At 67.6% G+C, this 13,421-nt stretch carries 12 protein-coding genes; all 12 read left to right on the top strand.

What is annotated here, in order from left to right:
• The first annotated feature begins 33 nt into the window (after positions 1-33).
• The gene (cheY, locus tag ACM0PK_RS14395; RefSeq protein WP_005413247.1) at positions 34-426 is read left to right on the top strand and encodes a chemotaxis response regulator CheY; all 393 of its coding nucleotides are present in this window, start codon (positions 34-36) and stop codon (positions 424-426) included.
• Entirely contained in the window at positions 426-1,031 is a 606-nt protein-coding gene (locus tag ACM0PK_RS14390) for a protein phosphatase CheZ (protein ID WP_032129220.1), read from the top strand. Before cheY ends, ACM0PK_RS14390 begins: the two co-directional genes overlap by 1 nt.
• 2 nt (positions 1,032-1,033) lie before the next feature.
• Positions 1,034-2,893, top strand: coding sequence for a chemotaxis protein CheA (locus ACM0PK_RS14385; RefSeq protein WP_005416421.1), 1,860 nt, complete (start codon positions 1,034-1,036; stop codon positions 2,891-2,893).
• A 90-nt stretch (positions 2,894-2,983) separates the two neighbouring features.
• Positions 2,984-3,724: a flagellar motor protein gene (locus ACM0PK_RS14380; RefSeq protein ID WP_049413360.1), complete on the top strand. Its 741-nt coding sequence runs from the start codon at positions 2,984-2,986 to the stop codon at positions 3,722-3,724.
• 1 nt (position 3,725) lies between these two features.
• On the top strand, positions 3,726-4,742 hold the full coding sequence (gene motD, locus ACM0PK_RS14375) for a flagellar motor protein MotD (protein ID WP_065178540.1): 1,017 nt from the start codon (positions 3,726-3,728) through the stop codon (positions 4,740-4,742).
• Positions 4,743-4,746: 4 nt separating this feature from the next.
• On the top strand, positions 4,747-5,529 hold the full coding sequence (locus tag ACM0PK_RS14370; RefSeq protein WP_414607988.1) for a ParA family protein: 783 nt from the start codon (positions 4,747-4,749) through the stop codon (positions 5,527-5,529).
• Positions 5,526-6,785 (top strand): chemotaxis protein CheW, encoded by a 1,260-nt coding sequence (locus ACM0PK_RS14365; protein WP_065184914.1) that lies wholly within the window; start codon positions 5,526-5,528, stop codon positions 6,783-6,785. The genes ACM0PK_RS14370 and ACM0PK_RS14365 overlap by 4 nt, the downstream gene beginning before the upstream one ends.
• Before the next feature lie 289 nt (positions 6,786-7,074).
• On the top strand, positions 7,075-7,383 hold the full coding sequence (locus tag ACM0PK_RS14360) for an STAS domain-containing protein (protein WP_065184917.1): 309 nt from the start codon (positions 7,075-7,077) through the stop codon (positions 7,381-7,383).
• Positions 7,380-7,745, top strand: a complete 366-nt coding sequence (locus ACM0PK_RS14355; RefSeq protein WP_005409521.1) for a response regulator — start codon at positions 7,380-7,382, stop codon at positions 7,743-7,745. Before ACM0PK_RS14360 ends, ACM0PK_RS14355 begins: the two co-directional genes overlap by 4 nt.
• 45 nt (positions 7,746-7,790) lie before the next feature.
• Positions 7,791-9,779, top strand: coding sequence for a chemotaxis protein CheA (locus ACM0PK_RS14350; protein WP_414607987.1), 1,989 nt, complete (start codon positions 7,791-7,793; stop codon positions 9,777-9,779).
• Between the two features lie 372 nt (positions 9,780-10,151).
• The gene (locus ACM0PK_RS14345) at positions 10,152-12,401 is read left to right on the top strand and encodes a methyl-accepting chemotaxis protein (RefSeq protein ID WP_414607986.1); all 2,250 of its coding nucleotides are present in this window, start codon (positions 10,152-10,154) and stop codon (positions 12,399-12,401) included.
• Between the two features lie 160 nt (positions 12,402-12,561).
• Positions 12,562-13,335 (top strand): flagellar brake protein, encoded by a 774-nt coding sequence (locus ACM0PK_RS14340; protein WP_061480762.1) that lies wholly within the window; start codon positions 12,562-12,564, stop codon positions 13,333-13,335.
• Positions 13,336-13,421 lie beyond the last annotated feature (86 nt).

Genomic DNA, 13,421 nt, shown 5'->3' with positions numbered 1-13,421 from the left:
GCCGCCCGGAATGAACAACAAAGGAACTCTGCTTTGAACAAGAACATGCGCATCCTGATCGTGGACGACTTCTCGACCATGCGTCGCATCGTCAAGAACCTGCTGGGCGATCTGGGCTTCACCAACACCGCCGAAGCCGAGGACGGGCATGCCGCGCTGTCGCTGCTGCAGAGCCAGCCGTTCGATTTCGTGGTCACCGACTGGAACATGCCGGTCATGACCGGCATCGAGCTGCTCAAGGCGATCCGTGCCGACGCCAAGCTGAAGACCCTGCCGGTGCTGATGGTCACCGCCGAAGCCAAGCGCGAGCAGATCATCGAAGCGGCCCAGAACGGGGTGAACGGCTACATCATCAAGCCGTTCACCGCGCAGACGCTGGAAGAGAAGCTCGGCAAGATCTTCGAACGCCTGGCGGCCAGCGCCTGATGGACACCACGGTCGACAAGAATGCCCTCGCCCTGCGCCTGCAGGAAGCACTGGACGCACTGGAGTCCGGTGACGAAACCGCCTGGCGGCAACGCATCGACGGACTGGTCGCGCTGCGCACGCAGCCGATGATGAGCGGCCTCTCGCGGCTGGCCCGCGAGCTCGGGCAGGCCCTGGGTGAACTGCCGACCGTGCCCAGCGAGGCCGGCGAACTGGACGATGCCTGCGCACGCCTGGACCACGTGGTGGCGATGACCGAACAGGCGACGCACCGCACCCTGGACCTGGCCGAGGAATGCCGCAGCCTGACCGAACAGCTGCGCGCCGAAGGCCTGCAGCCGGGCCAGGATGCACAGCTCGAGCGCATCCGCCACAACCTCACCGAGATCGCCCTGACCCAGAGCTACCAGGACCTGACGGGGCAGATCATCCGTCGCGTGGTCGGCATCGTCCGCCGTGTGCATGAGGGCTTCGGCGCGCTCGGCCTGCCGCCGGAACAGCATCGCACCGATCCGGAACTGGCCGGGCCGGCACTGAAGGGACTGGACCGCCACGCGGTCTCGCAGAACGACGCCGACGACCTGCTGTCGGACCTGGGGCTGTAAGCATGAGCGCGGTATCCGACGACATCACTGCCGATTTCATCATCGAGGCGCAGGAAATCCTGGATCGCCTGGGCGAACAGCTGGTGTCGCTGGAGCAGGCACCACAGGACACCGAGCAACTCAACGCGGTGTTCCGGGGCTACCACACGCTCAAGGGCGGCGCCGGCTTCCTCGGCGTCACCGCCATGGTCGAGTTGTGCCACGCCGCCGAAGAAGCGCTGGGCATCGCGCGCGCGGGCCAGGCCGTGCTGCAGGCCCATCACTTCGATGCCGCCCAGCAATCGCTGGACTACCTGCAAGCGATGCTGGATGCAGTTTCCTCCGGCACCGAGCCGGGCTATGCGCCGCCGGAGCTGATCGCCCAGTTCGACATGCATGGCGGTGCCGTGGCTGCACCCGCCGCCGCAGCAGCTCCCGCTGCGGGTGGCAGCGACCTGATCACCGACGACGAGTTCGAGGCCCTGCTCGACCAGCTGCACGGCGGCAACGCACCGACTGCGGTGGCGCCGGCAAGGAAGGCCGACGACGGCCTGATCAGCGAAGACGAGTTCGAAGCCCTGCTCGACCAGCTGCACGGTGGCGCCGCACCCGGCGCCAAGCCCATCGCTGCGGCAGCGCCCGCACCGATCGCGGCACCACGCCCACTGGCCGCACCGGCCGCACCGGCACCTGCAGCGGCGACCAAGCCGGCCGCCAAGCCGCTGGCCGAGGCCGAACACACCGTGCGCGTGGACACCAAGCGCCTGGACGCGATCGTCAATCTGATCGGCGAACTGGTGCTGTCACGCAACCGGCTCAAGACCCTGCGTGCGCGCCTGCGCGACGAGGAACTGGACCGCGCCGTGTCCACCCTGGACATCGCCACCGCGCGCCTGCAGTCGGCGGTGATGCGTACCCGCATGCAGCCGGTAGGCAAGGTCTTCTCGCGCTTCCCCAAGGTCGCCCGAGACGTTGCCCGCTCGCTGAAGAAGGAAGTGGACCTGGAGCTGATCGGCGCCGAGACCGAGCTCGACCGCAACCTGGTCGAAGCGCTGGCCGACCCGCTGGTGCACCTGGTCCGCAACGCCATCGACCATGGCGTGGAAATGCCCGACCTGCGCGAAGCACAGGGCAAGCCGCGGATGGGCCATGTACGCCTGTCGGCCCAGCAGGAAGGCGACTACGTCAGCATTGAAGTGCAGGACGACGGTGCCGGCATCGATCCGGAGAAGCTGCGCGCGAAGGCACGCGAGAAGGGCCTGATCGATCCGGAGGCCGCCGCCCGCCTGAGCAGCGAGGAGTGCCTGCACCTGGTGTTCCTGCCCGGCTTCTCGACCAAGCAGCAGGTCACGGATATCTCCGGCCGCGGCGTTGGCATGGACGTGGTGCAGTCGCGCATCCGCGAACTGAGTGGCCAGATCCAGATCCAGTCGGAGCTGGGCCGCGGCAGCCGCTTCCTGATCCGCGTGCCGCTCACCCTGGCGATCCTGCCGACCCTGCTGGTGCAGGCCGGCGAAGACGTCTATGCGCTGCCGCTGGCGCGCGTGATGGAAGTGCTGCACGCACCGCGCACCTCGCTGGGCTGGTTCGATGGCCGCGCCGTGCTCGACCGCCGTTCGCACACGCTGCCACTGGTCGATCTGCGCCAGTGGCTGGATGTGACGCCCGCCGCGTCGACCCTGCTGACCATCGTGGTGCTGCAGGCCGGCGAAGCGCGCTTCGGCCTGGTCGTGGACCAGGTCCGTGGGCGCGAGGAAGTGGTCATCAAGCCACTGCCGAAAGCCCTGCGCGGCCTGCGCGGTTACGCCGGTGCAACCCTGATCGGCGATGGTCGCATGGCGCTGATCCTGGATGTGGACGGCCTGCGCAGCCCGCACGACTGACCCGCTTGCTGAACCCGTAAAACCGTGAAGTCGCACCAGTAGCCTGTACCGGTGTCTCAAGTCCCATTCATACAAGCCGATACCGGATCCATGGATAGACTCAGCCTCATTGGACTCTTTCTCGCCCTGGCCTCGCTGGTCGGCGGCAGCATCCTCAAGGGCGCCGGCCTGGCGTCGCTGTGGTCGCCTGCGGCGTTTGTGATCGTCATCGTCGGCACCGTCGCCGCGATCCTGCTGCACACCTCGCCGGCGGTGTTCAAGCACGCGTTCAGCATCGTGCGCTGGGTCGTGCGTCCACCGCACAGCGACCGCCGCGAGCTGATCCAGCAGATCGTCGAGTGGAGCAACATCGCCCGCCGCCAGGGCCTGCTGGGCCTGGAATCGCAGGTGGAAGCACAGCAGGACCCGTTCCTGCGCAAGGGCCTGCAGCTACTGGTGGACGGCGTCGAGCCCGAATCCATGCGGCACATGCTGGAAATCGAACTGGGCAGCCAGGAGCACCAGGACCAGGCCGGCGCCAAGGTGTTCGAGGCGATGGGCATCTATGCACCGACGCTCGGCATCATCGGTGCCGTGCTGGGCCTGATCGCGGTGATGAAGAACCTGGCCGACCCGAGCAAGCTCGGCCACGGCATCGCCGCCGCGTTCACCGCCACCATCTACGGCATCGCTTCGGCCAACCTGCTGTTCCTGCCGATCGCCGCCAAGCTCAAGAGTGTGATCTCGCACAACACGCGCGACCGCGAGATGGTCATCGAAGGCCTGATCTCGATCGCCCAGGGCGAGAACCCGCGCAACATCGAAACCAACCTCTCCGGCTTCCTGCACTGACATGGCCCGCCGCAAGCACCACGAAGAGCACGCCAACCACGAAGCATGGGCGATCCCCTATGCCGACCTGATGACGCTGCTGCTCGCCTTCTTCGTGGTCATGTACGCGATCTCCTCGGTGAACGAGGGCAAGTACCGGATCATGGCCGACGCGCTGACCGATGCCTTCGGTGGCGCACCGCGCACCATCAACCCGGTGCAGGTGGGCAACAAGCAGGTGCAGGGCGGCGGCTGGGACAGCCCCTCGGTGATCAAGTCCGGCACCAAGATCGGTCCCTCCGCGCCGGCGCCCTCGCACGACCCGACCCTGCTGCCGTCGATGGCCTCGCAGATGCGCATGCCGGTGTCGGTGCACAACCAGGAGCAGATCGCCCGTGCCGAGCGCCAGCTCAACACGATTGCCGATCGCCTCACCGCCGCACTGGCGCCGCTGATCGACCGCGGCATGATCAGCGTGCGCCGCACCGAACTGTGGATCGAAGTCGAGATCAACAGCGACATCCTGTTCCCCACCGGCTCGGCCGCGCTTGACGTGCATGCGCGGCAGACCCTGGCCAGCCTGGCCGAGGTGCTGCGCGACGTGCCTAACAGCGTGCGCGTGGAAGGCCACACCGACAACGTGCCGATCGCCACCGCCACTTTCCCGTCGAACTGGGAACTGTCGGCCGGGCGCGCAGCCAGCGTAGTGCACCTGTTCGCCGACCAGGGCGTGCAGCCGTCGCGGCTGGCGATGGTCGGCTATGGCCAGTTCCGCCCGCGCGAAGAGAACGACAGCGCGCAGGGCCGCAACCGCAACCGCCGGGTGATGGTCATCATCCTGGCCGACACGTCGCACTCGGTGGATCCCCTCGGCCAACGCCTGAACGCAGCCACCGGCGCCACCGACAGCACCGTCACCGAACAGGCCGACGCAACTCCGGCCAGCGCCCCCACCTCCCCCATCGCACCGGTGAAGTTGCCGCCGGTGCCGGCTGGCAGCCGCGTCGGCGCCGCCGTTCCCCCGGCAATGAAGGAGTAATCCGATGCGCATCTGGGCAGTCGCCAACCAGAAGGGCGGAGTCGGCAAGACCACCACCACCCTCGCCCTCGGCCGCGGCCTGGCCGCGCTCGGCCATCGCGTGCTGCTGATCGACCTCGATCCGCATGCCTCGCTCAGCCGCGCCTTCGGCGTGCCGGTGGACCCGCCGCCGGCCGGCGTGCTGGAACTGTTCGGCACACCGCCAGCGGACCTGTCCGGCCTGTGCCATGCCAGCAATATCCATGGCCTGGACTACGTCTGCGCACAGTCGGCGCTGGCCACGCTGGAACGCCGCAGCGCCAACCAGCCCGGCCTCGGCCTGGCCCTGCAGAACGCGCTGGCGCGCCATCAGGGCCAGCACGACTACATCCTGCTGGACTGCGCACCCACCCTCGGCCTGCTGATGATCAACGCACTGGCTGCCGCCGATCGCCTGATCATCCCGACCCAGGCCGAGCCCCTGGCCCTGCACGGCCTGGATGGCATGGTCCGCACCGGCGAGATGGTCGAGCGTTCGCGCCGCCGCCTGCTGCCGATCTCGATCCTGCCGACCCTGTTCGACCGACGCACCCGCGCCGGCAACGAGTCGCTGCGCACCATGCAGGACCGCCATGGCAGCCGCGTGTGGGAAGACGCCATTCCGATCGATACCCGCATCAGCAACGCCGCCGGGCTGACCCTGCCGAGCGCCGGCGAGGACTACCCGGGCCGTGGCCTGGCCGCCTACCGGCGCGCCTTGAACTGGATCCTCGGCGAGGATGCCCGCGCCCCGGAGCAGGCCGCATGAACAGCACCGGCATCCTCGACGATTACCTGGACGAACTGCTGGGCGAAGCGATGGTCGCGCCGCCGCCTGCCGTGCTGCCGCACGCAGGCGCCGGGCAAGGCCCGGCGATCGAAGCAGTCGCCGAACGCGAACCGACCTGGGACGACCTGCCGGCCGAAGTGATCTACGAAACCGAAACCATCGCCGCCACGCCGAGCGGGGACAGCGCTGCGCTGGAAGCCGCCTTCGAGAGCGCCGCACCACCCACGCGCGAACCCACCTGGGATGACCTGCCCGCCGAGGTGATCTACGAAACAGAATCCGTCGCCGCCGCGCAAAGCCGGGACGACGCAGCACTGGAAGCGGCCTTCGAGAGCGCTGCCGCTTCCGGTAGCGCTGGGCAGGGTCCGGCGGGAGAAGCGGTTTCCGAACGCGAGCCGACCTGGGATGACCTGCCTGAGGAGGTCATCCACGAAACCGCGCCGGCACCCGCCGTCGTTGCAAACGCCGGTCCGGAACCTACCTGGGACGACCTGCCGGACGAGGTGATCTACGAGACCGATCCGGCCGACAGCCATCGCCTCGCCCACACCGACAGCCCCGGCCTGCAGGCCGCGTTCGAAGCGGCCGCCGGTGGCGAAGACGTAGCCACGCCACCGCCCGCCGTGGTCGCAGCTCCGGTGGCCCCGACGGTTGCACCTGCAGCCCCGGCCCCGGCCGCGCGCACCGCCACTCCGCCGCCGCGCGCCGCCGTCGATGCCCCGGCAGGCAACCGTCCCGGCACCTGGCAGGAGCTGCAGGCGCAGGCCCACCAACCGGCTCGCAGCCCGCATCCGCAGAACCGACGCGCCGGCGAACGCACTTCACGCTGGCTGCGCCTTCGCTGCGGCACCCAGGCCTATGCGCTGGAACTGCTGAAGGTGCAGGAAGTGGTGCTGCCGGTGCCGCTGCTGCCACTGCGTGGCACTGCAGCGGCCATGCTCGGCATCATGAACCTGCGCGGCCAGGTGGTACCGGTGATGGATCTGGGCCTGCACCTTGGCGCCGCGGCCGCCGAAGACGACGCACAGACCCGCATCGTGGTCCTGGAGGAGGACGGCGAAACCATCGGCCTGCGCGTGTCAGCGGTCGAAGATGTCGCCAACCTCACCGATTCGCAGATCGAACCGCCCGATACCGCGCGCATCTGCCAGATCTCAAACGACCTGTTCCGCGGCGTGGCCCGGGTCAGCCAGCGGCCGATGATCCTGCTCGACGCCACCCGGCTGTTGAGCTGAGCCGCCAAGAAAAAGGGGACGGAGGGGATTAAGTCGCGACTGACCCGGCGCTTTGCGCCGAAGGGGTGCCTGTCGGGGACGCAAGGAGTTGATCCGTTGGATCAACACCTTACGTCCCCACTGCGCGGTCGCCGTTGCCGAGGGAGCTGCAGTAGAGCCAGGTCGATTGCGACTTAATTCCCTCCGTCCCCTTTTAAGCAGCGACCGCATCGACGTACCGCGTCGATTCTTCTAAAGAACCCCACCGGGGTGCCGTTATGGATCACGGAACCGTTTGTCCGGAGCAACGATGAGCACTGTCGAACTGGGTGGGGATCTCGGCATCGAGAGCACTACCGAGCTCAAGAACCGCCTCGCCCCACTCGTGGACCAGGCTGGCGAGCTGACCCTGGATGCCAGCCAGGTCGCCCGCATCCACACGGCCGCCGTGCAGGTGCTGTGTGCGTTCGTGCAGGCCCGCCGCGAGGCAGGCCTGGGCACCGGCTTCCACGGTTGCACTGCAACCTTCAGTGACGCCGCGCGCCTGCTGGGCGTCACCCAGGCCCTGGGCCTGGACGTAACCCATGACAACCTGAAATCTGTGGAGAACGCTGCATGAGCGCACGTATCTTGGTGGTGGACGATTCGGCGTCGATGCGCCAGATGGTGTCCTTCGCCCTCACCTCGGCCGGTTTTGCCGTCGAAGAAGCTGAAGACGGCGCGGTCGCGCTCGGTCGTGCCAAGGGCCAGCGCTTCAATGCGGTGGTGACCGACGTCAACATGCCGAACATGGACGGCATCGCGCTGATCCGCGAACTGCGCCAGCTGCCGGACTACAAGTTCACCCCGCTGCTGATGCTGACCACCGAATCGGCCGCCGACAAGAAGTCCGAAGGCAAGGCCGCCGGTGCCACCGGCTGGCTGGTCAAGCCGTTCAATCCCGAACAGCTGGTCGCCACCGTGCAGAAAGTGCTGGGCTGATCGCCCGGCGCCGCTCCCCCTCCTCGCTTCCGGATCACCACTGCCATGAGCATGGACCTGCAACGCTTCCACGCCACCTTCTTCGAGGAGAGCCGCGAAGGCCTCGATGCGATGGAGGCTGGCCTGCTGGCCCTGGAATCGGGGCAGCAGGACGCGGAGATCATCAATTCGGTGTTCCGCGCCGCCCACTCGATCAAGGGCGGCGCCGGCACCTTCGGCTTCGACGCGATCGCCGGCCTGACCCACGTGCTGGAAACGCTGCTCGATGAGCTGCGCGCCGGCAAGCGGGCCCTGGAAGGCCACGCCGTCGACGCCATGCTGTCCTCGGTGGACGTGCTGCGCGCCCTGCTGCGCGAAGCCGAACACGGCCAAGCCGCAGATCCCGCCGCAGTCGCTGCGGTGAAAGCGCGCCTGGAAGCGGTTCTTTCCGGCCAGGCCGCAGCGAGCGCCCCGGCGGCCGCGGCAGCCAAGGTGGACGATACGCCGGAAGCCTGGCAGATCGGCTTCACCCCGGCGCCGTCGCTGTTCATGAGCGGCAACGATCCATTGCGCATCATCCGTGAACTGGAACACCTCGGTTCGCTGCAGGTCGCTGCGCGCATGGAACGCCTGCCGGGCTTCGCCCAGCTTGATCCGCTCGAAGCCCATCTTGCGTGGGATCTGGGCCTGGTCGGCAAGGTGCCGCGCAGCAAGATCGAAGACACCTTCGCCTGGGTGCTGGACGATTGCGAGCTGGACATCCGTCCCGCCGCGCCGCCGAGCCTGGCCACCCAGGCACCGGCCGCTGCGGCTCCCGCTCCGGTCGCAGCGGCACCGTCTGCACCTGCCGCGCCTGCCGCCAGCGGTGGTGCCAGCCAGGAAGCGGAAACCTCGATCCGCGTCAGCGTCGACAAGGTCGATGCGCTGATCAACCTGGTCGGCGAGCTGGTCATCACCCAGGCCATGCTCAAGCAGGTCTCGCATGCGCTGGACCCGGTCCACGCCGAGAGCCTGTTCGCCGGGCTGGACCAGCTTGAACGCAACACCCGCGACCTGCAGGAAGCGGTGATCGGCGTGCGCATGCTGCCGGTCGATGCGGTGTTCCGCCGCTTCCCGCGCCTGGTCCGCGACCTGTCCAGCCGCCTCGGCAAGCAGGTGCGCCTGCGCACCGTCGGCGAAGGCACCGAACTGGACAAGGGCCTGATCGAAAAGATCGCCGATCCGCTGGTGCACCTGGTGCGCAACTCGATCGACCACGGCCTGGAAATGCCCGACGTACGTCGCGGTGCAGGCAAGGATGAGACCGGCACGATCACGCTGGCGGCCTCGCATCAGGGTGGCCATATCGTCATCGAAGTCAGCGACGATGGCCGTGGCCTGGACCGCGCCAAGATCCTCGCCAAGGCCTACGAACGCGGCCTGGCCGTGCCGGACAACCCGACCGATTCGCAGGTCTGGGACCTGATCTTCCAGCCCGGCTTCTCCACCGCCGATGCGGTCACCGACCTGTCCGGGCGTGGCGTCGGCATGGACGTGGTCCGCCGCAACATCCAGGCACTGGGTGGCGAGGTGCAGATCGAAAGCAGCCTCGGTACCGGCACCCGCACGCTGATCCGCCTGCCGCTGACCCTGGCCATCCTCGATGGCATGACTGTGGCCGTGGCCGGCGAAACCCTGATCCTGCCGCTGGCCTACGTGCTTGAGGCATTGCAGCCGCAGCCCGAGGATATCCGCAGCATGGCCGGCGAAGGCCGCGTGCTGCGCGTGCGCGGCGAGTACCTGCCGATCCTGTCGTTGAGCGAGTACTACGGCTACGGCAACCGCGCACCGGGCAGCGAATCGCTGGTGGTGGTGGTGGAAGGCGATGGCCAGAAAATCGCGCTGGAAGTGGACGAACTGGTCGGCCAGCAGCAGGTGGTGGTGAAGAACATCGAGAACAACTACCGCCGTATCGGCGGAGTGTCCGGTGCAACCATCCTTGGCGACGGCCGCGTCGCGTTGATCGTTGACATCGGCGGACTGGTGCGCTCGCTGCGGATACCGCAGGCCGCCTGATCCACGCCGCATGCGGGTCATGGACCGCCGCCCTTCGGGGCGGCGGTTTTTGTTTGTGTGCTCCATTCCAGCCGGGGTCAGATCCCTTTTCAGGGAAAAGGGATCTGACGCCATCCCTTCTGTGAACTCCGTCGAGGCGATGGTTTCGCGCGCAACCACCTCATCCGAGCGCAAGCCCCGCCAGACCAGCACTTTCGTGCCGTCATCCCTACGCAACCGAATGTGATCTGCGTCCATAAAGTCCGCGCGGACGGCGCCGTTATTTCGCCTTGACGGTCGTCACCGAACCCCACCGGGCACCCCCGTTCGCTCTGCAACCACCCCCAAACCGGCGCACAGACGCCGGCACTCTGCCCACCTGGAGCACCCTGCATGAAGTGGTTCCAAGATCTGCCCATCGCCCGCAAGCTGGCCGTGGGGTTCACCCTCACCACCCTGATGACCGTCGTACTGGGTGCCTTTGCCTTGATCCGCCTGTCCGAGGCCAACGCGCAGCTGCGCGACATGGCCGGCAACGATATCCCTTCGGTCCAGCACCTGGGCGAGGCACGTTCGCAGCTGGGCGAGTTCCGCACCTACGAACTGGCCCAGCTGAGCATGCTCGACCAGCCGGAAAAGGTCGCCGACTACAACAAGCGCATGGACGATACCGCCAAGGCCGTGCATGACGAGCTGGCGGCGTACGCGGCGCTGCCGGCGCTGGACAAGGAGCGTGAACTGTATCGCGCAGCCAGCGCACAGCTCGACCGCTACTTCGCCGCCAACAAGGCGATGCGCGACGCCGTGACCGCCGGTAACGGCGTCCTGGCGCGGCAGATCTCCGACGAACAGTCACGCCCGGCGCGCCGCGACCTGTTCGCTGCGATGAAGGCACTGGGAGCCCACATCGCCGGCCAGATGGACCGCAAGATCGCCGACGCCAACGCCACCCACCGCACCAGCATGATTGCCATCATCGGCTGCATCGTGCTGCTGTCGCTGGTCGCTGCCGCGCTGGCCATCGTCATCTCGCGTGCAGTGACCGGCCCACTCGGCAAGGCCGTGCATGCCATCCAGGCCGTTGCCCGCGGTGATCTCAGCGTCAGCACCCAGGCCACCAGCAGTGACGAAGCCGGCAGGATGCTCGCTGCCACCGCCGAGATGACGGCGATGCTACGACGCTTCAGCGAGCAGACACAGCTGATGGCACAGATGCACGCTGGCCCGGACATCAGCCATCGCATCCCGGAAGATTTCCCGGGTGTCTACGGCCAGCTGGCCAACGGCATCAACACGGTGATCTTCGAGCACCTCGATGCGATCGTCGATGCCATTGAAGTACTCAACCAGTACGCCATCGGCAATCTGAGCCCGGATGCACGCCGCCTGCCCGGCAGCCGCGCGATCCTGCACGAATCCATGGACGCGGCCAAGGCCAGCCTGCTGGCCATCAATTCGCAGATCCAGCACCTGGCTGCGGCGGCCGCCGCCGGTGACTTCAGCCAGCGCGGCGACGTACAGCGGTTCCAGCACGACTTCAAGCTGATGATCGAGCACCTCAACACCATGATGCAGGTGGCTGACGGCAACCTCGGCCAGCTCTCGCAGCTGCTGCAGTCGATCGCCACCGGCGACCTGACCGCACGCATGGAAGGCCAGTTCAATGGCGTGTTCGCCCGCATGCGGGATGATGCCAACACCACGGTCGCGCAGCTGACCCAGATCGTCAGCCAGATCCAGGCCAGCGCCTCCAGCATCACCCTGGCCGCCGGCGAGATCGCCTCCGGCAACAGCGACCTGTCGCGCCGGACCGAACAGCAGGCCGCCAACCTGGAGGAAACCGCGGCCTCGATGGAGGAACTGACCTCCACCGTGCGCCAGAACGCCGAACACGCCCGCCAGGCCAACCAGCTCGCCATCGGCGCCCATGGCGTCGCCTCGCAGGGTGGCGAGGTGGTCGGCCAGGTGGTCACCACCATGTCCGCCATCGAAGCCTCGTCGAAGAAGATCGCCGAGATCATCTCGGTGATCGACGGCATCGCGTTCCAGACCAACATCCTAGCGCTGAACGCCGCCGTGGAAGCCGCGCGTGCCGGTGAACAGGGCCGCGGCTTCGCCGTGGTCGCCAGCGAAGTACGCACCCTCGCCCAGCGCTCGGCCGCTGCCGCCAAGGAAATCAAGGGCCTGATCGACGACTCGGTCGGCAAGGTCGCCGAAGGCTCCAGCCTGGTGCACCAGGCCGGCAGCACCATGGGCGAGATCGTCGCCTCGGTGCAGCGTGTGACCGACATCATGGCCGAGATCTCCGCTGCCTCGCAGGAACAGAGCGCGGGCATCGAGCAGGTCAACCAGACCGTGGTGCAGATGGACGAGACCACCCAGCAGAACGCCGCGCTGGTGGAGGAAGCCACCGCTGCCGCACGTGCGATGGAGGACCAGGCCGTGCAGCTGGGTGAAGCCGTGGCCCGCTTCCGGCTGGCATCGCACGGCACGACGGCCATTCCGGCACGCCCGCTGGCGGCACCGGTACCCCGCCAGGTCGCAGCCGCCGCGCGTTCGGCAAAGCCGGCTTCCGCGCGCCCCCTGCGCAGCTCGACGGCGCAGCCGGTACTGGCCGCTGACGGCGACTGGCAGGAGTTCTGACAGAACCACGGGGTCAGATCCCTTTCCCGTAGGAAAGGGATCTGACCCCTTACGCGTAGAAAGTGATGCAAATCTCACTTCATAATCCGGTGCAGAGGCCGATATCCCCATCGAGCCTCGCGCCAATGCGTGCTGGCGCCCGCCCCTGACCGTAGATTCCATGTCCGACGGCAACGACACTGCAGTGCATGATGTCCACGCGGCCGACGCCGCTGACGAGCGCTTCCTGGTCCGCAACCCGCGTCAGCTGCGGCAGCTGCTGCGCTCGCTGATCGACCAGCGATCATTGATCAACGCGCACATCGACGGCCGCGACCGTTCGTTCCCCACTGCGCTGCTCGACCTCGACGAAGACGAGGACTACCTGCTGCTCGATGGCAGCCCGCAGGAAGCTTCCAACCGCGCCGCCGAGCAGGCCGATCACCTGCTGTGCTTCGCCCAGCTCGAACGGGTGCTGGTGCGCTTCCGCCTGCACGAACTGCAGCGCGTGGACAACGACGGCCACGTGGCCTTCCGTGCGCCGCTGCCTGACGAACTGGTGCACCTGCAGCGCCGCGAACTATACCGGCTGGAGACGCCAGTCACTGATTCACCGCAGCTGCTGCTGCCCCCCGGCGAAGCGCGGGCCGAAGCGCTGTCGATGCGGGTGGTGGACATCAGCGGTGGCGGCCTGGCCGTGGTGGTGCCCAATGACTGCGCGGTATTTGGTCTGCAGAAGCGCTATCCGGCGCAGCTGTCGCTGCCGGACGGCCCCGACCTGGACATCGCGCTGGTGGTCTGCAACCTGTTGCCCCAGCGCCAGCCCAACGGCATCGAGGTCAAGCGCGTGGGCATGCGCTTCGACAGCCTGCCGCGCGGCGCTGACAGCGCCATCCAGCGCTACATCTTCCGCATCGACCGCCAACGCAAGGCACGCCGCAACGGCGAGCTCTAAGGCCCGGCCAACAGGTAGTGCCGGCCGCTGGCCGGCAACGTCGCGACAATGCGGGTACGGCCATTGCCGGCCAGCGGCCCGCACTA

It is taken from the genome of Stenotrophomonas sp. FR010 (genome assembly GCF_047520755.2).
In the GTDB taxonomy this organism is placed as follows: Bacteria; Pseudomonadota; Gammaproteobacteria; order Xanthomonadales; family Xanthomonadaceae; genus Stenotrophomonas; species Stenotrophomonas sepilia.
Note: the sequence above shows the minus strand (reverse complement) of the source record. Positions and strands in the feature narration are given on the sequence as shown.

Coding starts and splice junctions, on each gene's coding strand:
- ACM0PK_RS14340 (WP_061480762.1), top strand. CDS start 12,562: ATGTCCGACGGCAACGACACTGCAGTGCATGATGTCCACGCGGCCGAC.
- motD (WP_065178540.1), top strand. CDS start 3,726: ATGGCCCGCCGCAAGCACCACGAAGAGCACGCCAACCACGAAGCATGG.
- ACM0PK_RS14350 (WP_414607987.1), top strand. CDS start 7,791: ATGAGCATGGACCTGCAACGCTTCCACGCCACCTTCTTCGAGGAGAGC.
- ACM0PK_RS14390 (WP_032129220.1), top strand. CDS start 426: ATGGACACCACGGTCGACAAGAATGCCCTCGCCCTGCGCCTGCAGGAA.
- ACM0PK_RS14365 (WP_065184914.1), top strand. CDS start 5,526: ATGAACAGCACCGGCATCCTCGACGATTACCTGGACGAACTGCTGGGC.
- ACM0PK_RS14370 (WP_414607988.1), top strand. CDS start 4,747: ATGCGCATCTGGGCAGTCGCCAACCAGAAGGGCGGAGTCGGCAAGACC.
- ACM0PK_RS14345 (WP_414607986.1), top strand. CDS start 10,152: ATGAAGTGGTTCCAAGATCTGCCCATCGCCCGCAAGCTGGCCGTGGGG.
- ACM0PK_RS14380 (WP_049413360.1), top strand. CDS start 2,984: ATGGATAGACTCAGCCTCATTGGACTCTTTCTCGCCCTGGCCTCGCTG.
- ACM0PK_RS14360 (WP_065184917.1), top strand. CDS start 7,075: ATGAGCACTGTCGAACTGGGTGGGGATCTCGGCATCGAGAGCACTACC.
- ACM0PK_RS14355 (WP_005409521.1), top strand. CDS start 7,380: ATGAGCGCACGTATCTTGGTGGTGGACGATTCGGCGTCGATGCGCCAG.
- ACM0PK_RS14385 (WP_005416421.1), top strand. CDS start 1,034: ATGAGCGCGGTATCCGACGACATCACTGCCGATTTCATCATCGAGGCG.